The organism is Bacterioplanes sp. CLAM21 (assembly GCF_059641015.1).
In genome coordinates, this window is record NZ_CM184929.1 from 783520 (window position 1) to 804548 (window position 21029).

Here is a 21029-nt window from a genome sequence, read left to right on the forward strand (position 1 = left end):
CCATCTCACTCTATTGTGGGCATTGTCGGCAATTCGACTTAAAACTGACATAATTACCCGGCACCCTCCCCGCGCACGATTTTTTTAGGGGAAAGGGATGAAACGGACAACACTCAGCCTGGCACTGTTAATGACCAGCGCTGCACACGCACAAATCATAATAAATGAAGTCGATGCCGATCAGGCTGGCACGGATAGCGCCGAATTTATCGAACTCTATGACGGCGGCTTAGGTTCTCAATCACTCGATGGGCACAGCCTGGTGCTCTATAACGGCAGTGGCAATCAAAGTTATCTGAGCGTTGATCTCAGCGGCTATCGCACCAACGAGCAGGGTTTTTTTGTGCTTTGCGGTGATCCTTCTAAGGTGACAGGCTGCGATCTGGACATCGGTGCTGATACCAATCTGATTCAAAATGGCGCCGATGCAGTGGCCTTATATCAACGCCCAGCAGCGGATTTTCCAGTCAATACGCCAGTCGATAATGCCGGTATTGTCGATGCCTTGGTATACGGCACCAGCGACAGCACGGCCACGGGCTTATTAACGTTATTAAATGCCAATCAGCCTCAGGTGGACGAGGCCGGCAGCGGTAATAAAGATGCTCACTCTAATCAGCGCTGTGGCGCCGGGGTTGCACGTAATACCGACGGCTATCAGCAAAGTGCACCGACAGCGGGTGCTGCCAACGACTGTGGTGCGGTAGACCCAGATCCGCAGCCGGGTCTAGGTGCTTGTGGCGATACAACTCATGCTCAATATCAATTGATCAGCCGTATTCAGGGCCGCATTGAAGATGCGAATAATGACGCCAGCCCGCTGGCCGGTAACACTGTGGTGGTTGAAGCCATCGTTACCACTGACCTGCAAGGCGGCACATTGGCCAATGGTGATGCATCCCAGCAATACAGTGGTTATTGGCTGCAACAAGCGGAGCAAGAATACGACGCCGATGACATGACCTCAGAAGGCGTGTTTGTGTACGATTTCCGCTCAAAGGTAGCGGTAGGTGATCGCGTTCGGTTAAAGGCTCAGGTGGATGAATTTAACCAGATTACCCAGCTAAAAAATGTCTCTGAACTGGTGGTCTGTGGCAGCAATCAGTCATTGCCTGCAGCACAAGTTGTGACCTTGCCCGTTAGCGATTTGGCGCAGTGGGAAGCGCTGGAAGGTATGCGCATTCGCAGCCAGCAAAACTTGGTGGTGAGTGATTTGTTTGGCAGTGGCTATGGCTTTGGTAACTACGGCCAGTTTGTACTGTCGTCACGTCTACACTATCAGCCAACGGAAGTGGCGTTGCCGGGCAGTGATAAAGCCAAAGCCTTAGCAGCTGCGCGTCCGATGGATGTGCTGTTGGTCGATGATGGCGTGTCTAAGTCTTACCCTGAGTTTATTCCTTTCCCGGATGACAGTGGTTTTTCGGCCAGCAATCCAATGCGGATTGGTTACCAGGTACCGAGCTTTACCGGTGTGCTGCATGAATACCGCAATCAATACAGCGTGATTCCTGAGCATATCGTTATCGACCCGGTGGCTGAGCGCAGCGCTATGCCACAAGTGGCCATTGATGCTGAGCTAGTGATCGCCGGCATGAACGTGCTCAACTTCTTTAATGGCGATGGGCAGGGCGGTGGTTTCCCGACATCTCGTGGCGCTCCTACTTTGGCGGCGTTTGAAATGCAAAGCGCCAAAATCGTGGCTGCCTTGGATGCGATGAATGCCGATATTATCGGCCTGATGGAAATTGAAAACGATGGTTATGGATCCAACAGTGCCATTGCCAGCTTGGTCGAATCGCTCAATGCCCAGCAAGCGGCGGGCGATGAATATAGCTATATCAATCCGGGCCGTGATCAGCTAGGTGGTGATGCCATTGCCGTCGGCTTGTTGTATCGAGCGGCTAAAGTTGCTCCGGTAGGCTCAACCGTGGTACTGGACAGCAGCAACTCACCGCTGGATGAGCAAGGTCAGCCGTTGTTTATCGATGCTAAGAACCGGCCGTCATTAATCCAGACATTCCGCTACCAGGACAACGAATTTACCGTATCGGTGAATCACCTGAAATCCAAAGGGTCAGCCTGTAACGAGCCGGGTGAAGGTGAAAATGGCGTGGGCAACTGTAACCTAACGCGCACCAAAGCTGCCCAGGCATTGGTGCAATTCCTCGCCGATAAGCCCACCGGAACGCAATCGGATGCGCTGATACTGTTAGGGGATTTAAACGCCTATAGCCAGGAAGATCCGATGCAGGTGTTTTATCAAGGCGGCTTTAGCAACTTGAAGTACACCGAAGCCAACAGCGAGGCTAAGCCCTATTCATACAGCTTTAGCGGCTTCTTAGGCAGCTTGGACCATGCCTTGGCTACTGACGCGCTGCGGCCTTATGTGGTCAGTGTCGACGCTTGGCATATCAACTCGGTAGAAGCGCCTATGGTGGACTATCTGACCGAAGCCAATGGCCAGAAATTCGACTCTGTGGATAACTACGCGGATCCGGATGCCTACCGTTCATCTGATCACGACCCAATCGTTGTCGGGCTGGCGTTCGATAATAACAACCAGGCACCTGAGCAAACGGCCGTGATTGCCGATGTTGAAATTGAGCTGGCGGATAACTTGTACCAGGTCGATTTGGCCCAGTACTTCAGCGACGCCGATGGCGATGTGCTGAACTTTTCTTTAGATAGCGAGTTTAGCGGTGCGCTATTGCAGGATAACGGCCAGTTAAATCTGCAACTGAGCGCCGATCAGTTAGATTCGCTGCCGGCGACCTTGAGTTTTAGCGTGACAGATGGCCAGGCCAGCGTGGACGCCAGTGTCACCTTGCAGGATGGCAGACAGTCACCCTGGCAGCGTTGGTGGAACTGGTTAAAAGACTGGTGGGCATCTCTCTGGGATTGATGCTGTGAGGGGCGTGCCGAATGGCACGCCTTGTTAGATCTTCTCGACAGCTACGCTTATTGCGGCAGTTCTACGCCCAAGCTGGCAAGAAACTCTGCTTCGGTCAGGCGCGGTGTTTCATTGGCAAAGTCGTAGTAGGGCGGTTTTTGATCAATATAGATTTGTGATGTCATGGTAAAGCCAGGGTCCTTAGCAAACAGGCCGGCTGGAACCACATATTCCTGGCTTTCATTGAGTTGATAAAACAAATGGCTGCCGCAGTGGCTGCAAAAGCCACGATTGGCCCAGTCGGAGGACTGGTAACGGCTAATCGTTCCTTTGACCGTAACATCTGTGCCGATATGCACTGCCAGTAACGGGCCACCGCCCCAGCGGCGACACATACTACAATGACAGACGCCGACTTCTTTAATATCGTTAGTGACTTCAAGTGTGGCTTGGCCACAAAGGCAAGAAAGTGAGGTGCTCATGGTGGTTTCCTTACTCAATTAGCTATGCTGGTTATGACGCACGGAGTATTCAACCATGACCCAAACTGAAATGACACTGATTGCAGGCACGGAATCCACCTGGTCCCTTAGAGCCTGGATGTGCCTGCAATTATTGAAACAGCCAGCCACTGTCGAAGTGGTCGATTTGAGCGCTCCTGGCCATCACTCAAAACTTATGCGCCTGTCACAGAGCGGCTTAGTTCCTGTGTTAAAGACACAGCATGGTGCGATTCATGACTCAATGGCCATTATTGAATACCTGAACGAGTTGTATGACGGTGCCTTGTATCCCAAATCAACCATGGAAAGGGCGCTGGCACGAAGCTTGTGTGCCGAAGTGCATGCCGGATTTATCAACCTGCGCAGTCAATGCGGCTTTTCAGTGAAACCCATAGCACCGCTGACCAAACGTTCACCTGAACTGGATGATGAACTGCATCGTATTGAGCGTATATTTGGCCGCGCCAAGGGACGCTTTATGTTCTCTGAGCCGGGTGCTGTTGATGTGATGTTTGCCATTATGGCGTATCGGTTGGAATCCTACGGAATTACCCTGAATGGCGTAGCGGCCAATTATCAAAAATCATTGATTGAATGGTCACTGCTGCAGCAGGCCTTGGCGGAAGGACGTCGTTGGCTAACCATGGGGCAGGTACCTCCTCTGCAGAGCGTATCGGAGTAAATGGTTGTCGATTAGCGGTAATTAAACCAACCTTCACAATCAGTCTTGTTGTTGCTTGTATAGGCTCAGAAGTTCATAACAAGCTTTATCCGTTACCGCTATTGAAAATATGCTTGTGGCCTCTTAGGAGGCCATATTGTTTTGTGATGCCGTGCTGATAGCGCCTACAGATCGTGGCTAGATTCATCATGAACCCGCCGCATATCGAGACAATCCTGAAGCTGCTCGCCCGTTGCGGGAAAGCACAGAAATTCGCGCAACACTCCAGTACAGATAAAACCATTTTTTTCCAGCACTCTGCGGCTGGCAATATGATCAACGTGTAGCTGAGTACGTATATCCTGGATGCCCAACGCCATTAGATACTCTACGCCTGCGCGGCATACCTGGGTGCAAATACCAAGGCCTGAATATTGCGCTGAGATGCCAAAGTGAATCTCGGCATGATCATGATTAAAAATCAGCGTTAACATGCCAAAAGCAGTGTTGCTGTCTGGTTCTGTTATTGCAAAAACTTGCATGCTTGGGTTCGATTGCTGATAGCTTTCGATACAACGATGTATAAAATCTTGGCTTTGTTCAAGGCTCTTGTGTGGTTGACGTGCCAGATAAAAAGCCAATTCTTGCTGGCCTAAATAGTGATGATAAAGGCTATCTCCGTCCGATGCTTGAAGCGGTCGGATACAAACGTTGTGATAGACCTTGTTTAATACATTCATGGGATTTTCATTCGTTTGATTTTATAGGGTGTGTTAAACCGTCGGTTATTGACTGGCAGAGGTTGTATTCAGTTTTATGCCAAACAATTGCCCGCGACCTTGGTTAAAGGTAACGCCAGGAAAGCAGAAATCATCCTTCAGTAGCTCAAAGCCAAACTTGGCATGCAAGTCAATCGATGCCTGGTTATTAACATTGGCAAAATAATACACAGTATCCGTATGCTGGCTCAACGCGTTCAATCTTTGTCGTGTTAGCTCGTGAGCAATGCCGGCACGGCGATAATCAGGATTGACGATCAGCCCTGATAAGTACCAGCCCTGAGGAGAATACGCCTGGCCATTAAAATGGGTGGCCTTGCCATAACCGAGTAGCTGTTGTTGTTGCATAGCGACAAAGACAATAACGTTATCTGCTAACAGACTACGCTCTACTGCTTCAATGGCAATCGCATGGCCTTCACGCTGTTCAAATAATTCGGCGATGGCTGGCAGATGTTGGGGTTCTACTGGGGTGATGCGATAGCGGTATTGCTGTCGCTGAGCACTGGGATTATAGGGTGCAAACATCTCAAAAATCTAATAACAGTGTGTCTGTCAATGGAGAGGGACCAATCAGAAAAGTATCAAATGACAACGGTGAATAACGACCACCGTTGTCTTTGGTGTGCTATGAGCTAACGATTTTCCAATCGTGCGTAGTCCAATATACCATAATTCAGAGGACTATTTTTTCGAAACCACTGATGCAGGGTGTCGCTGTAATGCCAAAATCTGTGATCGGTTCTGCGCAGAGCATATTGACTGGCAAAATCGTAATAGTCAGACTCCGACGACAACGACCTAATATCATTGACGAACTCACTCAAATGATACTCGGGTACCCGGTAAATAGCGGCGGGATAGGTTCCTAAAATACCAGGGACTATAGTGAGATAATCTTCCTCTGGTAAACGATTGCCCTGTTCGTACAATAGCCCGGTCAGGTTGCTGTGACCACTGGCTCGCAATAAAGTAAATACCTGTGGATCACGCATGACACGCTCAACCAATAAATAGGATATTTCTGGCATAAGGGTGGCGGCCTGCCCTTGAATACGATTAATTGGCAAGACAGTGGCCAATTGGTGTGGCGAGATATGACTGGATAGCTCGAAATTATCTGATAGAGCACTAGCAAGATGCTGTTTCAACAATGCATACAACTCGGTTTTAGGTTGATTGCTCTGGTAGGTAATTGCCGGATCCGTTAAGGTCTGATGTTCATAGTTTAGAAGATAGTCATCGACCTCATCACCAGCATCACGGTACCAGTATTCAGCCAGTTCGACTCGAGTCTTTTGCGGTAAAAAGGCGAGGAAATTCTGCTCACCTTCCATGCGTAAAAAGTCCATGTATAAGCGAGTCATTAGCTGGTGGCCAATGTTGCCGTACACATCAAACTCGGCCACTAGCAAATAGTGGATACGTTCCAATAAGGTGTAGCCGATAACCCAAGCGGTTTTGGTTGGTTGGCCAATAAATCCTTTTTCGACTGATGAACTATCGAAGTGTCGCATAATGGTGAGCGCGGCATTAGGGTTATGGCCATCGCCATCCCAGATGAGACTTAAATCAAGCTTCTGACCATTGGGGAAATACTCCAGCATGCGTTTATTTTTGGCTTCTAAATAGTTGCTGTGCAGTTTGGAGTAGGTGAGCCAGTTAGTCAGTGCGCCAGTATTGCTCTCAGCCTCCCCTGGAAGGCGTAAGTTGCCACTTTGCTGACTTAAGAAGTCGGCTAATTGTGCTGTTTCCAATGCATCAGGATCGATAAAAGCGACCCAGAAATGATCGTCTATCACATTCAGTGCTACTTGGCCGCGACAGACCGGGCCTTTAATAAAGCCACGAATAATAAACTCAGCTTCTTCTAACATAAACCGATAACGTGATGTCACGGGCAGATCATGAAAGGCGATAAAGGGGTTAGCTGAGGTGTCGGTATCGTAGCCAGGCAAGGAGGTCACCTGATAATCGGGCTTATTAAATAAGGACTTCATCCACTGCATACGCTCGCTATTAAGGCGATAGGGCATATGAGTTTTGGCAACAATGGTTTCCTGAACCTCCTGTAAACGATAATAAATACGTTTCACCCCTGGATCATCGTAGGGGCGGCGTGTGGCGACCACATCAATCGGAAAACCCGGTGGTGTGTAAGAGCGTACCAGCTTAAAAAAGTGTTGAGGGCGTGATGTGGGCTCTATGCCACGAAACAGCGGCTCATTAGAAAAATACAGGTTAGCCAAAAACAAATGTTCATACATATAACGACTAGCGAGTTGCTGCTTTAAGCTGTCACCATTGAGGTAGTCTTCCCACAACTGAATCTGGTTTTGAATGTTATCGGGCAGTTCTGGCCCTTGTGACATGGCAGCACCTGCACGTATCCAGTTGACTAGGGTGTTGTAGTGCTCATTGCTAATGGCAGGCAGACCATACGGCATGCCCCAGTGAGAATGCTGCTCGGCGTATTGCTCAAACTGCTCTCTGCTGGGGCAGCTTTGCTCACGGTTTAAATCTAGATCGTAGTCATCGTCGTCCAATAATATTGAGCGATGTTCTGGCGTAGTGCGCTTGAGTGCCAATACCTGGTACATAAGCGAATTCTGTAAGTTAATGGCAGGTGTTTGGGTGCGCTCATTGAGTATTGGATGAAAGCCTTTTTGCCGCCATTGTTCGGTCGTTTGGGCATCAATGCCTAGGCGGGTAAGATCGGCGGCGATCAGGCGGGTGCCGTTGTAGACTTTATTGGCATTGGCGCCGCGCATGATGCCTTCCGCTGAGGTGAGCTTGAGCTGGCAAGGAGCATCATTACAGGCATGGCAGACTACGCAGCGTTGATCGAGAATCGGCTTAACCTGCTCTCTAAAATAACGTGCTTGTTCAGAATGAAACGGCGCACGGCGTTCAACGGTGACGGACTGTCCAAAGAGCAAATCAGCGTCGTAGCTTTGCAGTGCCACACTGGCGCAGCCGGTCAATAATATCAGCCACAAAGGCCAGAAACGTGTAATAGAATGGCTCATAGCAAACCCTAAGACTGATTGTTAACAACAGGAAGGCAGTACAGCAAGCAGCGCGGTGCCTATCAATTGAAGCAGGCCCGCCATCATAGAGCAAAGCCATATCTTCGTCTGGAACAGTGTTTGCTGCCGGAATATTAGATGGCACTAGGGTATTGCGTGGATGAGTGAGGGTTCACAGGGTTTGCTCATCAATGATAAGTCGTTGCAGATGTGAACCCTACTGGCGAGAAGGTTTACTTTGACGTCAGGGTATTCTGATCAAACAGCAAACGCCATTCTCCGTCCTGCTGAATAAAGGTCAGACTGAGCAAGTAGCTGAGTTGATACGCTTGACCGCTGGCATCTAGATCGTGATAGGTCACTTCCAATAGCGCTGTGGCACTGGTATCAGCCTGTAATAGCTTCAGCAGAGTAGTTTGCAGTGTCCAATCCGGGTCGGCAAACCAGTTTTTATGAAAATCGATAATGGCGTCGTAGCCAAACAGTGCATTGCCATTTGGCATGATCAGGGTGAGTCGGTCGTCCTGAACCAGAGTACTGGCATACGCCTCTAAGTCTCGGTTTTTAACGCTATTGAGGTGGAAATCTAAGGCTTGTTCAATGCTCATTGCTATATCCGTTTTTGATGGCACATGACGCGCTATTTGGTATGCGCCGTTGGCTGTTATTTTATTAATGCTGATACTGGATTTTACCCGGCGATAATGCCATTAATATCTTTTTGATAACACTAATACTGGTCAGGGCTCAACTCGGGTTTCAGTGACTCAAGTGCCGCTGCAGGTATTTGAAGATGAGAGGCCAGAGCCTCTTTTTAGCACCGGTTTGGTTCGTACTCGTCATACTGAGGTAGCTCGGCATTAATATCATCCCAGCAGGCCTTAGAGTTAACAAAAATGTGTGCACTGGGTCGCTCCAAAATATTCGAATCAAGTAAACCTAAACGAATGCGTAAACGTTGTGGATCGTGCGCGTTGGAACTGAAAATAGGTGAAGCACAGCGGCGACAGAAATGGCGTTTTCTTCCGGGTCGAACTTCAAACTCTGCCAGTTGATGACGCCCTTTGTTTATAGCGAAGTCGGCTGCGTTAATAAAGCCGTTGGTCGCATAGGCCGTGCCGCTGGATTTTCGGCATAGCGAGCAATGGCAGTGAATGATATCGGTAATACTTCCACTGATGCATACTTCTATTTCGCCGCACAGGCAGCTGCCCAGATAAGCCATGTCAATTCTCGCTTAAAACCAGTTTTATGTTGCGAATTTTCTCGCCATTTAGATCGAAATAAAACTCTCCGTCGGCGACAAAACCTTTTTTGTAGTAAAAACTCAGCGCCGAGTGGTTGCCTTCCCAGCAAGTGAGAAACAACGTCTTGGTAGCGTATTGCCGAATATCAGACAACAAATGGCCACCAACCCCTTGGCCTTGATAACTAGGCAGGATATATAAGGTCTCAATTTCTCCGTTGTGATCATTGTAAATAATGACACCAACCAGACGGTCTTCATCCAGGGCTAACAGCACAGTGTTGTTATGCAATCTTGTTTGCAAGCTGGCAGCGGAAAATTCTGACAGCATGTAGCTGGCATGGCGTACTTCTATGCCGTCTAAGCAATAAGTATCGGCCCAAACCGCAATACATAAGCAAGCTAGAGGATCGATATCGCTATTATCAGCAAGGCGTGTTGTTATTGTCATAACTCTCTGTGATTACACTGGCTTTAACGGCAAGTGGGGCTCAGCAGGTAAAGTGACATGAATGCTATCGCCAGCCGCTACGCGTCCACCTGAAGTAACGATGGCCATGATTCCGGCTTTACGGACTAACTGGCCTTGCTCATCACGGTCTAGGGTGGCGGCTGTAAGGCCTGGTTGATAATTATCTAACTGCGCACAAGGATTGCGTAGGCCTGTCACAATGAGCTGGGCGCCACTCGGAAAGTCCAGCTGTGTGTTGGTCGGCAGAGCGAGCAGATCTAACCCTCGAGTAGTGATGTTTTCGCCCAGCGTTGCCGGTGATACATCAAAACCTTGTTGTTGCAGCTCATCGATGAGTTCGGCGTGTAATAGGTGTACTTGGCGTAAGTTGGGTTGATCTGGGTTGGCTGCCACCCTGGACCGGTGTTTGACGGTGGTGCCGCTGTGGGCATCGCCATCGACGCCACGACCACTGATCAGTTCGATGGATTCGGTAACGGTTTTAGAAAAAGCATGCTGATCGCTTTTGCTCACAGATATAACGCTTGCCATATAACCTCCTGTTAGCCGTCATTTACGACATGTGGACTATACGTTGCCTTGGTTGGCATTGTCATGTGTTGCTCCGTGATCGAAGGCAACAGCTTGGCCCAGAAAGCCCGCCATTGACGCTGCTACACTGAATGACAATGCAATATCAGCAGGTATGGCTATGCGGCGATTATTATTGCTAAGTGTGTGTTGGCTGTGGTCACAGGGCCATACGGTAGTGGCTGAGCATTTGTTGCTGTCGGTACCGGATATGGGCTATCCACCCTATGTCGTCAATGATGATCAGGGCATACATGGGTTGTTGGTTGTGCCCATGATGGAGGCTGCCGATCGGGTTGGAATACAGCTGGAGTTTACTCTGTTACCTGAGCTAAGAAGTATGCGTATGTTAGAGCAAGGAAAGGTCGATGGACGTATTGAATCGCCGTCATGGACCGACAGTCCTGAGCGTTTTTTATGGACCAGTCTGATGCTGCCGATGCAGGATGTGCTCGTTTACCATCGGGACTATGTGCCAACGGTCGAAACGGATGCAGCCTTGGCCGGTTTCGAAATAGTGACCCATCTTGGTTATGCCTATCCGCAGTTACAGACCTGGTTTGATGATGGTCATGCGCTACGCATCGACAAAACCTCAGAAGTGAAAATGTTGCAAACGTTACTGGACATGTCGCCCGAGCGCCGGCAACGGGCGGTGGTTATGGAGCGAGGGGTTGCCGAGTGGCTCATTGATCATGAGCCCAGTCTTCAGGGGCAGCCTTTGGTGCTAGGACAGCGGGTATTTGGCTGCGCCATGATGGGCTTTCAGATCGCGAAGACCCCTCGAACCGAAGCACTGGTACAACGATTGAATCAGGAATTTGGCACCTTTCCTGATCGCTGCCAATAACGCAGTCCGTCGCAAGATCTTTAGGCAGCTGTGCCTACCGCTTTCAATACATCTGTGTCTGGTCAGTGCCATAGCTCCAGAGTAAAGTCATTCCCCTGATTTGCTTGGAGTAATTGATATGCATATTCCTTCTAGTTTTCGTTTGCGTGAAGAGTCTGAGCTATTGGACTTGATCGTCAGCTACCCATTAGCGGCGCTGGTAACTCAAGCTAATGGCCAACTAAACGCCAGTCATCTTCCCTTTTTAACACGCCCAGATGCTGACTCTCTGGTTCTCGCCAGCCATATCAACCGTGCGAATAAAATTTGGCAGCAGTGTCAGCCAAATGACGAGGTGTTACTGATTTTTACCGGCCCTGATGCTTATATTAGTCCTAACTTTTATCCGTCAAAACAACGAGATGGTAAGGCGGTACCAACCTGGAATTATTCCGCGGTGCATGTTCGTGGCAAGATACAATTTATCCATGAACCAAGTTGGTTAATAGGATTTCTGAGTGAGTTGTCAGACCATCATGAGCAGCAGCAAAAGCAGGCTCAACAGCAAAAGCCTTGGCACATGAGTGACGCACCCGATGGTTATATCGAAAAGCTATGCAAGGCGATCGTTGGCGTTGAAGTTATGGTTGAATCGATCGAAGGGCAGATGAAATACTCGCAGAATAAAACGAGTGAAGATTTTTCTGGCGTGGTTGCCGGACTGTCGCAAGGCAGTGAGCAGCAGCGCCTGGTCGCAAAGACGATGGCGCTACTTGAAGATTCTTGAACCCATCAAGAAGTCATGGCCACTCTTTTGGCAAGTCGGTAAGTACTAAATTTGCTCGGTGAGCAGGTTGGCCAGCGTTAGCTGGCACAGGTTGTAGAATCTCTGTGGTTAATTTCCCCCAGGGATGCTTCCGATTCCCGATTTACGCCAGCACAAGCTATCATCGTGATCACAGGTGTGGGTTATTGGCGCATCGAAGTCGTAGCGAAAATATAGATGGTCTTGTAGCCAGAAAACTTGTTTTATTTCAGAGTGCCTGGGTAAATCAAGATTAGCTCGCTCCGTTAACCGTTTTTGATCGTTCATTTGCAGTAATACGGCACGGCCAAAGCTCGTCTGGCTATTTGAATCGACTTGAATATAACCGCTTTTTCCGGCCAACCAAATTTGCCCATTTGGGCTGACAGTAGCGTCAATGATGATATCTTCTTTATCGTAATGTAGAACATCTTCATCGATAGTCTGACCGCTAATGGGATCAACTCGGTATATAAAGGAATCCCATTCAGTCGTTCCTCCAGCTGCATTAGCTTTTTCTCGGCGTACATTTCCGATCAAGGTAACAGTATCTTCTTGCCAAAACACTCTAACGATTTGTTCACTGAGTTCAGCATTGCCTATAAGGTGTTGACTCAGTAACTGACCAGTTTGGTCTAGAGTGACCAGTCCAACATTGGCATCTTGATTGCCTACTGGAAAATCAGTAGAGAAATGCTCATTGTAAATGACGGAGTCTTCGCCATAAAGTTCAAAAGCAACAGCAATCGTTCCATCTGCCTGTATTGCCATTTCACTGTTGTTTACCAGCATATCCCCCCAAAGCCAGTTGTAGGCCGGCATAACTTGTCGAGACCAATTGATGCTGAGGTCGTTATTGAGCTGATAAACTTGAAGGCCATAGCTATGCAGCAGTAAATACAGGTTGTCACCTTCTGCAATTAATTGAACCACGCTGTTTTCTGCAATCTGAGGGCGATCGTTTGCACTCAGTACCGTGAATTCTCTACGAATAACATTGCCACCATCAACCTCATAAAACGCCAGATCGTCTGCCGAGGGGGTATGCTTTAGCCAATCTTGTCGAAGTAAATCACCACTTGGCGAGTATATGCTAAGCCTTAATTCACCATTGAAGACAGTATGGCTTGCTTGGCTATTTCTAACGGCTTCAATAACGATTAGCTGATTACTATTGCTGAACTCGATATCGACAAGTGCAATATCGTTATCCGGTTGATAGCTCCAGATGACCTGTTGACCGTTGTAACAAGTCAGGTCGTTTTTCCATCCGTACTGCCATTGGCTTTCCGCAAGATAGTTATCCCCCAGGTCAGCATGGCGGGCGATGTAGCACCAATCACCATCGGGATGTACGGCTAAATCTACATACTGAGATACATAGGATTGGTCTATTTGCTGTGGCTGGATCAGGCTACTGGTAGGACTGGTGTTGTTATCTGTTGGCTCAACAACCTTACCGCTGGAGCTGCTGTTGCTAGCGCCGCAAGCGGATAACAGAAGACCCATGAATAGAAAAATGGTCTTTTTCATAGCGTCACTCTCCAGATTGAAGTGATGGCATCGAAAGGAATCCTATTCCAGCTTTTAAGCCACATAAGGAATCATCCTGGTCACAGGTATGGCTGATAGGGCCATCGTATTGATAGCGGTAATAAAGATGCTGATCGTGCAACTGTAATCCTGTGACACTAGAGTCGCGTGGTACATCCAAGACCAGTGGTGCAGACACATCCCCTGCTGGGCTGACTTTAAAAATCACTCCCTGCCCGTCTTGCGTTTGGCTGCCAGTATCAACCAGCACTAAACCTGTGATACCGCTCAGCCAAACATTCCCCTGACTGTCGACAACCGCATCAGTCAGCCACTCCTCTTTATTCCAGTGAATGATTTGATGTTTTATTAATTTTCCTTGTTCGTCATAACGGTACAAATAGACATCTAGGTCTTCTTGGCCAACCTCATTATTTTTTTCAATGGCGATATGACCGCTGATAATCAACTGCTGATTCTGCCACAGCAAGCTATTCACTTTCTCCCCGATATCGGCTTGCCCTGCAATAAAGTGGCATATCAGACTGCCATCGGCCTGAAGTAAAGTGACTAGTATATTGAGCGATTCATCCGGTGCGTTGAGAGTCTGGTCGAAATGCTGGTTAAAGGCTGATATATCCGTTTTACTTATCTCCATGGCAATAGCGACACGGCCTTGATCGTCTATAGCCATATGGCTACCCATACTGTTGAAGTCCGCTGTTACCCATGCATGGTCGTGCAGCACTTGCTTTCTCCAAGCCAGGCTCAAATCGGTGTTAAACTGATACACCTGTATGCCTAAAACATGTGCCAGTAGATAAAGCTGGTTATGTTTCCACTCGAGTTGTACTCGATTGTTTTCGAGTATGAGAGGAAGACTATTTAGATAGTCTGGGTCCTGTGGGATCACCTCATTGGCTATATCGTCGTCGTAATAAAGCAGATCTTTATCGCTGACTGGGTGCTGAATGGTCTCTTGCTTGAGCAACTCTCCCATTAGGTCATATACACTCAGTCGCAAATTAAAGTTAGCGAAGCGAACGCCCCTGAAGCGAGGGTTTTCAATGGCCTCAAGCACATAAATTTGTTGGCTATCGTCTAAGGCGATATCGAGCAATATTTCTCCGGCTTTGGGTGTGTAGCTGAACAACTCTTGTCCCTGCTGCTCACAGTGTAATTGCTGTTGCCAGCCTAACTCCCAGTTACGATTTAGGAATACTTCAGCTTGTTGTTTGGCTTGTTCGCTGATGAAACACCAATGACCATCCTTATTCACCTCAAACTGACTGATACGGTTGCGATAGTTCTGCTCAAACTGGCGTGCTGTCAGTAATGGTGGGCTAGTGGGAACCTCCGGAGTGGGTTCAGCTGTGTTGCTAGAAGAGTTGCTATCAGAGCCACAAGCAGTGACAAATAACAGACTCATCACAAAGGGCAAGGTGAAACGGATCATGGCTAGTTCCTACTAAAAAATAAATACCAACGTTCCTGTGGTAGTTGACGGACTTTAGATTGATGACAGAGCTTCCGATTGTACTGCTAACCCCTAACACTCGGTTGCTTGCAACGGGCTATCGGGTATGGCTTCTGCGCCAGAGTCTAACGGTTATTTGAACGAAAAATCGCCCCCATCATTGTTGTTATTGTTGATGCGGCGAGCTTGATGAGGCCAGATCGCCGGCAATTTCTTCTTGCTATTGTACCTGTAGCATTCGATGGCTAGCGCTGGAGTAGTGTCGAATGCACTGTTGCTGATATGGGTTAATCAGACTAGAAATAAAAGCTCTACTTTATTGGCGCTGTTTGCCACAGCGTCGAGGTAAGCATGATGTAGGGGGAGGTAGAAGGCAGCTAAGGCCAGCCCAAAGTGCACCAGGCTCATATAGGCCGTGGTGCCGCCAATAATGCTGATTAATGCCTGGCGGAATAGGGCATGTAGCAGCGCAACCAGCAATAAACAAATCAGCTGGGGCATAAAGTCGTAACTCAATGATAGTTCTGCTTTAAAGGAATACACCACCAGCAGCACCATAATCATGGGCGGCAAATAGCGCACTACGTAAGCCAACAGTGGATGGTCGGCCACTTTATGCAGCAGCAAAAATGGCCAGGGTTCACGAATGTGTTTGTACGGTTCTATCGTCAGCACCATAAACAGCGCTGGTAGAACAAATTAAATTCCAGCTGTTGAGAAACTAATCTGCGAGCCAATAACTGCACCCATAGTGCAGCCTAGAATCCAGTAGGCATGATTTAATGCCGCTATGGCCTGTTAACGCTGGTTCGATCGTGCTGTTATTAACTGAAAACCTCTCAGTTAAGGTGCGAAGATGAATGTTTAACGAGCTAAATGAAGGATAAGCAACACAGATTGAGGGATTTTCAGCCATAACCCAACGGGCTTGAGTCTATTTTGCCTTGAGCTATGTTATTCGTTGCTTATTTAACGGGTTAAACGGTGCACCTCATGCCTTACTCAATAAAAAATGGATTCCAGCAGCAAAGAGCTAAATAGCGTTAACAGGCCCTAGGGGAAGATAGCCAAATATGACGGGCAACGAGGTAGGCAACGGCAAAGCATTGATTGCAGACATAGGGGGGCTGCGCAATGAAATAGCAGCGCTCAGCGAGTACCGAGGTTTGAAAAGGGCGCATCATAGTGGCGTAGGCGCTGCGCGGCAATGGCTCTGAGCGTTAGGTAGGTGAGTGTGCAGGTCTTGCTCTGGTTGCAGGGTGTGAAGTGTTAGACAAACAGTACGATCAAGCCTAGAGCGATCAGTGCTAAGGCGGTCATTGCCAAATAGCAGGCGCCGCTGATGCGTTTGACGCTGCGTTGTTCAGTTGCGTCCATTTCCAGTTCTATCGGCGGCAGGCCAGCCTCGAGACGTGCTTGATTCTCCTGGTTAAGGACCTGGGCTTTGTAGGCTTGCAGTTCGGCCTGCTTGATCTCGTAGTGTTGCAACAGATCCGACGACGGTGTGCGCTTTTGGCGTGCTTTCATCCAGGTTCCAGCATCTGCCAGCGGATTACGCTCGGCAGTAAACAGGGTGGTAGGGTCAGGCATGGGTAGTCCGGTGAATCCCTATAGGTTGATGGCGCGAATATTAGCAAAACTACTGTCCGTGCGTTAGCTGCAAATCAGGCCTTGAACTAGATAAAACCCGCATAATGCTGACATTTGTGATCAAATCGGCGTAATAGCCGGTCATATGTCCGATTTTTTTAGCTGAAATACAGAAAAGCTGGGCAAATCGGCGGTGGTTTGTCGGTAAAGTGATGTTTTTCTGTTTTGGAATAACAGCGTTAACCACTTAGCGCTACCTATAGTAATAGCCGCAGTCTGACGAATGGTAGTGTCAGGCCTAAAAACTGTATATAATCCACGGCCTTACGAGATCAGGCTGGTTCTGATTTTGTATTCCGCCCGTAGCTCAGCTGGATAGAGCGCTGCCCTCCGGAGGCAGAGGTCAGAGGTTCGAATCCTCTCGGGCGGGCCATTTCGCATGCTTTCCTCGAAGTCTCACATTTCAATTCCCACGCTCCGATAAAAACCTCCGACTTAGCCCGTGCAGGACGAGAAGCTCTGATAGGTTCGACTCGTAGCGAGCTTGCGAGCGCAGAGAACATCGGAGTCTGCGACGATGGGCCGAAGGCCGACAGTCATCCTCTCGGGCGGGCCATTTTGCATGCTTTCCTCGAAGTCTCACATTTCAGCTTATTACCACGCTTCGATAAAAACCTCTGACTTAGCCCGTGTAGGACGAGAAGCTCTGATAGGTTCGACCATAGCCCGGAGCCATTAGCTCCGCCGCAGGCGCCCGTAGGGTGAAGGGTAGGATGCCCGAAAGACGATCCTCGGGCGGGCCATTTCGCATGCTTTCCTCGAAGTCTCACATTTCAGCTTCTTACCACGTTTCGATAAAAACCTCTGCCTTAGCCCGTGCAGGACGAGAAGCTCTGATAGGTTCGACTCGTAGCGAGCTTGCGAGCGCAGAGAACATCGCAGCCTGCGACGATGGGCCGAAGGCCGACAGTCATCCTCTCGGGCGGGCTATCTTGTCTTGCTTCTCTGAAGTCTGAACCTGCGTTGCAAATGATCCGGCAGCCATTTCCCGTCTATTCTCAAACCACCCAAAAGGCATTTACGAGGATAAGTGCATGGAATCACTGTATCAGCAGTTAGGTGGAGCGGCGGCCGTAGAGGCGGCGGTGGACGGCTTTTACAACAAGGTGTTGGCGGATGATCGCTTGCGCCATTTCTTTGAGGGCGTGGATATGGGCCGCCAGGCAGCCCATCAGAAACGCTTTTTAACCTATGCCTTTGGCGGTAGCGAGCATTATCCCGGCAAGTCTATGCGCCAGGCCCATCAGCGTTTGGTCGATGAGTTGGGTTTAGCGGATCAGCACTTTGATGCGGTGGTGGAAAATTTGGCCGCGACCTTAGAAGAGCTATCGGTGCCGGCGGAGCTGATTCAGCAGGTGGCGGGCATTGCTGAATCCATTCGTGATGAGGTGTTGTGTCGTTAGGGCGTTGTGACAGGTCGTTGTTGCCGTGCAAATAACGACCTAGTTCGCAGTTTTACCTGTCAGGCTTAGCAAAGCTCTTGTGCTGATCAAGATTGTATAAATAATGATCAGCCCTGCATTTTCAAGAGACCGCTATGAAGCCAGTTTCTCCCTTATTTGTTGTTGTATTATCTGCGTTGCTCGCTGCTTGTGGCGGCGGTAGTGGCTCAGGCCGCGATGGTAGCAGTGACCAGGAAACTCCAAGCACAGGGACAGATGGCGATCAGGGCGGTAATACCGATACCTCTGGTGATGGCTCCACCACACCAGATACTTCAACAGACGACTCTGATACATCAGACAATGGTTCTGGGGACAGCGATAACACTGATGGAGGTGCTGACAGTGGTTCTGATAGCGGTTCTGGCAGTGATCAAGATGGCGATGACAGTGATGACAGCGATCAAAGCGGTGATGGCAGCGACTCAGACGACAACGGTGATAGCGAAGCTGAGGTAAAAAGCCTGACCTTGTCCTCAGCGGTGAGCCAGGCTGGGTATCTGTATCAGCCTCAGTATGCTGATGTGGCTGCCGGTGCTCAATTCCAAGCGCTGCAGTTACCATCCTGGGCGAAACTCAATGCCACCACTGGCGCTATCTCTGGTATTGCTGGCAGCGCTGGTGATCAGGTGATCGAGATTGAAGCCGTGCTAGGTGAAGTGCGCAGCCATTATCGTGGCACTCTGATGGTTGAAGCCGCAGAGGCTTATCAAAGCAACGATAAAATCGACTTTTACGCCCGCAACTACGACGGCCAAACACGTACCCTGCGCAATGATTTACGCGGCGAATTGGCTGGCGAAGTTCAATTTGTACAGTCGCACTCGGTAGCACCGGCTGGCAACTATCAGCGCAATACCGGCGATGAGACTCAAAGCCGCTATATGCCACGTTTAGTGGCCCAGCGTGAGGCCTTGGTGTTGTTTTTCCCACATCACAGCCAGGCTTCTGTGACCTCGGCTGAAGCGGATTTGCTGGTCAATGGTCAGCTGATTGAAACACTGACGCTAAAGCATCCAAATACCTTGCCCGATGCCGACGTAGCGGCCAGCCAGGTGACCTACTCCAAGCAAGCGTGGTGGGGAAATATTCCCTGGCAGCATGTTCGCAATGGTATGGAATTGCGTTTTCGCTATAACGGCCAACAAGGTGACTTGAGTGCCAGCGATATCGATGTTGGTTTGGCTACGCAGCTGATTCTGCAAAACGTGCGAGTTGGTATGCTCACCGCTCCACCGGCTTCCTCGGATGATCATTTTGCTTCCAACGATCCTGTTTTGGCCGCAGCGGATTATTTTCAAACACTGCCAGTATCACGTTTGGTCGTCGCGAACTACGCCGATATTCAGCTCAATAAGGTGATGATTGCCGACGGCACCATTTATGACAGCAGCAGTGCCGATGATGGCGATGTGTACAGTGGTGATATGCGCGAGAACGTCGCTAAGTCGCAAATCAGTGTTGGCATTAATATGGCCAACTTTGGTTACAGCAGCCATAAAATGGACCAGGGCTACCCCCATGTGTTTAAGCAAATTACCAATCACCACGCTCAGGGCCAATATCAAAATGGTGTTATTAAACATGGCCTGAGTGGCGGTAACGGCATAGGTACCCTGTATGCCACATCGGGTAATGAAGCCAGTCATGAATGGGGCCATGCCTATGGCATCGGACATTATCCTGGCCAGGACCTTACTACAGATGGGCGTTGGGCTGTGCACCATGCCGATAGTGGCTGGGGTTATATCGCTCATCGTAATCATTTGCGCACCGGCGTGGTGAGCGTTGATGGCAATGGTCAGATGAGCTTTAACAAAGATGCCATGTCAGGCGGTTGGGACGCCTCGCCATTGTCACGTTACACCCATTACACGGGCTACAGTGCTCGCATCATTCAAAACGACTTGGAGCAGTTCCCGCTGGCGGATAGCAGCTTTAGCAGCGGCTATAAGCGTTGGGATACCACCACAGGCAGTTATCAAAATTACGATGATAACCGCCCAGTACCCACTCAGGTGGGGGTTGCCGTGGCGACCTTATTGGGGGCTTATGATCCAGACAACAACAGCGCGGTTATCTATCCAGTGTTTCATGGTAACTATGGCAATGTGTTTGACTTGGCGGCGCCAGCCAGCAGTGGCGATGCTTGCTGGTTAAAGGTCAGTAACGGTAATAATGAATCGCGATTGATTGAGGTGTCAGCCTCACGCCACGATGCCGGTACGGTGAATCAGCTGCATGTGAATATCGACGCTGCCTTTCGCCCAACTCGTGCGCAGCTGTACTGTCGTAAAGGCGGCAGTGAAGTTGAGCTGACTAGCACGGATTTTGACGGCCAGATTCCTACCTTGCCGGAAGTAGGCTTGGCAGGTCAGGATCATGGCTATGCCAGTTTAAAAGCCCGTGATCTGGCTGCCATTGAGCAGGGCCTAGCGGCGCAAAGCCAAGACTTAAGCTTATTGTCAGACGAGCTGCAGCAGCTGATTAACAGCTATGACAGCAGTGAGTTATTAGCCAGTTTGTCGCTGCAATCGGCCGTACGTTTGCAGAACTGGATGAACCTGCAGCAGGCGGCCAATGCAGTGGACGTGTTGCTGCAACATGCCAGCGCAAAGCAATTTTCTGGAGCTGAAACAGCCGCGCGTTTGCAGCTGCATCTGAGTGAATCCGGGCTGGCCAAAAACCAGGTCGCCACTTTGCAGGGACAAGCCATTGCTGGTGACGGTGTAATTTTTGATGTGCAGGGCTCGCAGCTGATCCTGACCACTGGCAGTGCCAATGACAGTTCACCGACTTGGTTAATGGATGCCTATGGACGCTTGCACCCTGTTGCTAGCCCATGGCTGTGCGCCGAGCCGAGTGATAGTGGTGTGGCATTAAATGCCTGCCAGGTTACAAATTCGGCCCAGCGCTGGCAGTACGACAGCAATGAGCAGTTGAAAAATGAGCAGTCAGGCAAGTGTCTCGATTATGCCCGTACCTCCGGCACTCTGATTTCCTACTCGTGTCATGGTGGCAGCAACCAGCGCTGGCAAGGTGTACTGAGCAGTGACGAGCCTTGGCTGGCTATGCTGGGCAGTGAGGCCTTGCAGTCGGTGTGGCAACACCTGCGTTAATCAGTCTAAATGAATAAAAAACGG

The 21029-nt window shown here is 49.4% G+C and carries 18 protein-coding genes and 1 tRNA gene; 7 read left to right on the top strand and 12 right to left on the bottom strand.

All coding sequences use genetic code 11. The features are described 5' to 3' along the window. The first annotated feature begins 97 nt into the window (after positions 1-97). Positions 98-2902 (top strand): ExeM/NucH family extracellular endonuclease, encoded by a 2805-nt coding sequence (locus tag AC55FS_RS03795; RefSeq protein ID WP_496934742.1) that lies wholly within the window; start codon positions 98-100, stop codon positions 2900-2902. Positions 2903-2958: 56 nt separating this feature from the next. On the opposite strand, the gene AC55FS_RS03800 is transcribed toward AC55FS_RS03795, so the two are convergent. Beyond that, on the bottom strand, positions 2959-3372 hold the full coding sequence (locus AC55FS_RS03800) for a GFA family protein (protein ID WP_496934743.1): 414 nt from the start codon (positions 3370-3372) through the stop codon (positions 2959-2961). 55 nt (positions 3373-3427) lie between these two features. Here AC55FS_RS03800 and AC55FS_RS03805 point away from each other — a divergent pair, with 55 nt between their 5' ends. Then, on the top strand, positions 3428-4075 hold the full coding sequence (locus AC55FS_RS03805) for a glutathione S-transferase N-terminal domain-containing protein (protein ID WP_496934744.1): 648 nt from the start codon (positions 3428-3430) through the stop codon (positions 4073-4075). A 164-nt stretch (positions 4076-4239) separates the two neighbouring features. On the opposite strand, the gene AC55FS_RS03810 is transcribed toward AC55FS_RS03805, so the two are convergent. From AC55FS_RS03810 to AC55FS_RS03840, 7 genes are all read right to left on the bottom strand, one after another. Next, positions 4240-4794, bottom strand: a complete 555-nt coding sequence (locus AC55FS_RS03810) for a GNAT family N-acetyltransferase (protein WP_496934745.1) — start codon at positions 4792-4794, stop codon at positions 4240-4242. A gap of 45 nt (positions 4795-4839) precedes the next feature. After that, a complete protein-coding gene (locus AC55FS_RS03815) occupies positions 4840-5361 on the bottom strand; it encodes a GNAT family N-acetyltransferase (protein ID WP_496934746.1) in 522 nt (173 codons plus the stop codon). Between the two features lie 107 nt (positions 5362-5468). Continuing rightward, positions 5469-7862 carry a fatty acid cis/trans isomerase gene (locus AC55FS_RS03820; protein WP_496934747.1) on the bottom strand — a complete coding sequence of 798 codons (2394 nt, stop codon included), beginning with the start codon at positions 7860-7862 and terminating at the stop codon, positions 5469-5471. A 233-nt stretch (positions 7863-8095) separates the two neighbouring features. After that, positions 8096-8470, bottom strand: a complete 375-nt coding sequence (locus tag AC55FS_RS03825) for a YybH family protein (protein WP_496934748.1) — start codon at positions 8468-8470, stop codon at positions 8096-8098. 206 nt (positions 8471-8676) lie between these two features. Further along, entirely contained in the window at positions 8677-9087 is a 411-nt protein-coding gene (locus AC55FS_RS03830) for a GFA family protein (protein WP_496934749.1), read from the bottom strand. Between the two features lies 1 nt (position 9088). Beyond that, the gene (locus AC55FS_RS03835; RefSeq protein ID WP_496934750.1) at positions 9089-9559 is read right to left on the bottom strand and encodes a GNAT family N-acetyltransferase; all 471 of its coding nucleotides are present in this window, start codon (positions 9557-9559) and stop codon (positions 9089-9091) included. A 12-nt stretch (positions 9560-9571) separates the two neighbouring features. Continuing rightward, on the bottom strand, positions 9572-10111 hold the full coding sequence (locus tag AC55FS_RS03840; protein WP_496934751.1) for an MOSC domain-containing protein: 540 nt from the start codon (positions 10109-10111) through the stop codon (positions 9572-9574). Between the two features lie 160 nt (positions 10112-10271). Here AC55FS_RS03840 and AC55FS_RS03845 point away from each other — a divergent pair, with 160 nt between their 5' ends. Together AC55FS_RS03845 and AC55FS_RS03850 are read left to right on the top strand one after the other, a co-directional pair. Next, positions 10272-11000: a substrate-binding periplasmic protein gene (locus AC55FS_RS03845; RefSeq protein WP_496934752.1), complete on the top strand. Its 729-nt coding sequence runs from the start codon at positions 10272-10274 to the stop codon at positions 10998-11000. A gap of 118 nt (positions 11001-11118) precedes the next feature. Beyond that, positions 11119-11766: an FMN-binding negative transcriptional regulator gene (locus tag AC55FS_RS03850; RefSeq protein WP_496934753.1), complete on the top strand. Its 648-nt coding sequence runs from the start codon at positions 11119-11121 to the stop codon at positions 11764-11766. Positions 11767-11874: 108 nt separating this feature from the next. On the opposite strand, the gene AC55FS_RS03855 is transcribed toward AC55FS_RS03850, so the two are convergent. The 4 genes from AC55FS_RS03855 to AC55FS_RS03870 all read right to left on the bottom strand — a co-directional run bounded on the left by AC55FS_RS03855 (position 11875) and on the right by AC55FS_RS03870 (position 16384). Next, positions 11875-13317 carry a hypothetical protein gene (locus AC55FS_RS03855; protein WP_496934754.1) on the bottom strand — a complete coding sequence of 481 codons (1443 nt, stop codon included), beginning with the start codon at positions 13315-13317 and terminating at the stop codon, positions 11875-11877. 4 nt (positions 13318-13321) lie between these two features. Then, positions 13322-14773 (bottom strand): hypothetical protein, encoded by a 1452-nt coding sequence (locus AC55FS_RS03860; protein ID WP_496934755.1) that lies wholly within the window; start codon positions 14771-14773, stop codon positions 13322-13324. 312 nt (positions 14774-15085) lie between these two features. Further along, positions 15086-15472, bottom strand: a complete 387-nt coding sequence (locus AC55FS_RS03865; RefSeq protein WP_496934756.1) for an AzlD domain-containing protein — start codon at positions 15470-15472, stop codon at positions 15086-15088. Positions 15473-16063: 591 nt separating this feature from the next. Continuing rightward, positions 16064-16384 (bottom strand): hypothetical protein, encoded by a 321-nt coding sequence (locus AC55FS_RS03870; protein WP_496934757.1) that lies wholly within the window; start codon positions 16382-16384, stop codon positions 16064-16066. A 356-nt stretch (positions 16385-16740) separates the two neighbouring features. Between AC55FS_RS03870 and AC55FS_RS03875 the strand changes: the two genes are divergently transcribed. The 3 genes from AC55FS_RS03875 (at position 16741) to AC55FS_RS03885 (ending at position 21005) form a co-directional block, all read left to right on the top strand. Further along, positions 16741-16817: transfer RNA gene (locus AC55FS_RS03875), tRNA-Arg, on the top strand. Positions 16818-17478: 661 nt separating this feature from the next. Continuing rightward, positions 17479-17847, top strand: a complete 369-nt coding sequence (locus AC55FS_RS03880) for a group I truncated hemoglobin (protein WP_496934758.1) — start codon at positions 17479-17481, stop codon at positions 17845-17847. 134 nt (positions 17848-17981) lie between these two features. Further along, positions 17982-21005, top strand: a complete 3024-nt coding sequence (locus AC55FS_RS03885; RefSeq protein WP_496934759.1) for a M66 family metalloprotease — start codon at positions 17982-17984, stop codon at positions 21003-21005. The last annotated feature ends 24 nt before the right edge of the window (positions 21006-21029 follow it).

Excerpts from the sequence above, each read along its gene's own strand:
- AC55FS_RS03795 (WP_496934742.1), top strand. The coding sequence starts at position 98 with ATGAAACGGACAACACTCAGCCTGGCACTGTTAATGACCAGCGCTGCA.
- AC55FS_RS03800 (WP_496934743.1), bottom strand. The coding sequence starts at position 3,372 with ATGAGCACCTCACTTTCTTGCCTTTGTGGCCAAGCCACACTTGAAGTC.
- AC55FS_RS03805 (WP_496934744.1), top strand. The coding sequence starts at position 3,428 with ATGACCCAAACTGAAATGACACTGATTGCAGGCACGGAATCCACCTGG.
- AC55FS_RS03810 (WP_496934745.1), bottom strand. The coding sequence starts at position 4,794 with ATGAATGTATTAAACAAGGTCTATCACAACGTTTGTATCCGACCGCTT.
- AC55FS_RS03815 (WP_496934746.1), bottom strand. The coding sequence starts at position 5,361 with ATGTTTGCACCCTATAATCCCAGTGCTCAGCGACAGCAATACCGCTAT.
- AC55FS_RS03820 (WP_496934747.1), bottom strand. The coding sequence starts at position 7,862 with ATGAGCCATTCTATTACACGTTTCTGGCCTTTGTGGCTGATATTATTG.
- AC55FS_RS03825 (WP_496934748.1), bottom strand. The coding sequence starts at position 8,470 with ATGAGCATTGAACAAGCCTTAGATTTCCACCTCAATAGCGTTAAAAAC.
- AC55FS_RS03830 (WP_496934749.1), bottom strand. The coding sequence starts at position 9,087 with ATGGCTTATCTGGGCAGCTGCCTGTGCGGCGAAATAGAAGTATGCATC.
- AC55FS_RS03835 (WP_496934750.1), bottom strand. The coding sequence starts at position 9,559 with ATGACAATAACAACACGCCTTGCTGATAATAGCGATATCGATCCTCTA.
- AC55FS_RS03840 (WP_496934751.1), bottom strand. The coding sequence starts at position 10,111 with ATGGCAAGCGTTATATCTGTGAGCAAAAGCGATCAGCATGCTTTTTCT.
- AC55FS_RS03845 (WP_496934752.1), top strand. The coding sequence starts at position 10,272 with ATGCGGCGATTATTATTGCTAAGTGTGTGTTGGCTGTGGTCACAGGGC.
- AC55FS_RS03850 (WP_496934753.1), top strand. The coding sequence starts at position 11,119 with ATGCATATTCCTTCTAGTTTTCGTTTGCGTGAAGAGTCTGAGCTATTG.
- AC55FS_RS03855 (WP_496934754.1), bottom strand. The coding sequence starts at position 13,317 with ATGAAAAAGACCATTTTTCTATTCATGGGTCTTCTGTTATCCGCTTGC.
- AC55FS_RS03860 (WP_496934755.1), bottom strand. The coding sequence starts at position 14,773 with ATGATCCGTTTCACCTTGCCCTTTGTGATGAGTCTGTTATTTGTCACT.
- AC55FS_RS03865 (WP_496934756.1), bottom strand. The coding sequence starts at position 15,472 with ATGGTGCTGACGATAGAACCGTACAAACACATTCGTGAACCCTGGCCA.
- AC55FS_RS03870 (WP_496934757.1), bottom strand. The coding sequence starts at position 16,384 with ATGCCTGACCCTACCACCCTGTTTACTGCCGAGCGTAATCCGCTGGCA.
- AC55FS_RS03880 (WP_496934758.1), top strand. The coding sequence starts at position 17,479 with ATGGAATCACTGTATCAGCAGTTAGGTGGAGCGGCGGCCGTAGAGGCG.
- AC55FS_RS03885 (WP_496934759.1), top strand. The coding sequence starts at position 17,982 with ATGAAGCCAGTTTCTCCCTTATTTGTTGTTGTATTATCTGCGTTGCTC.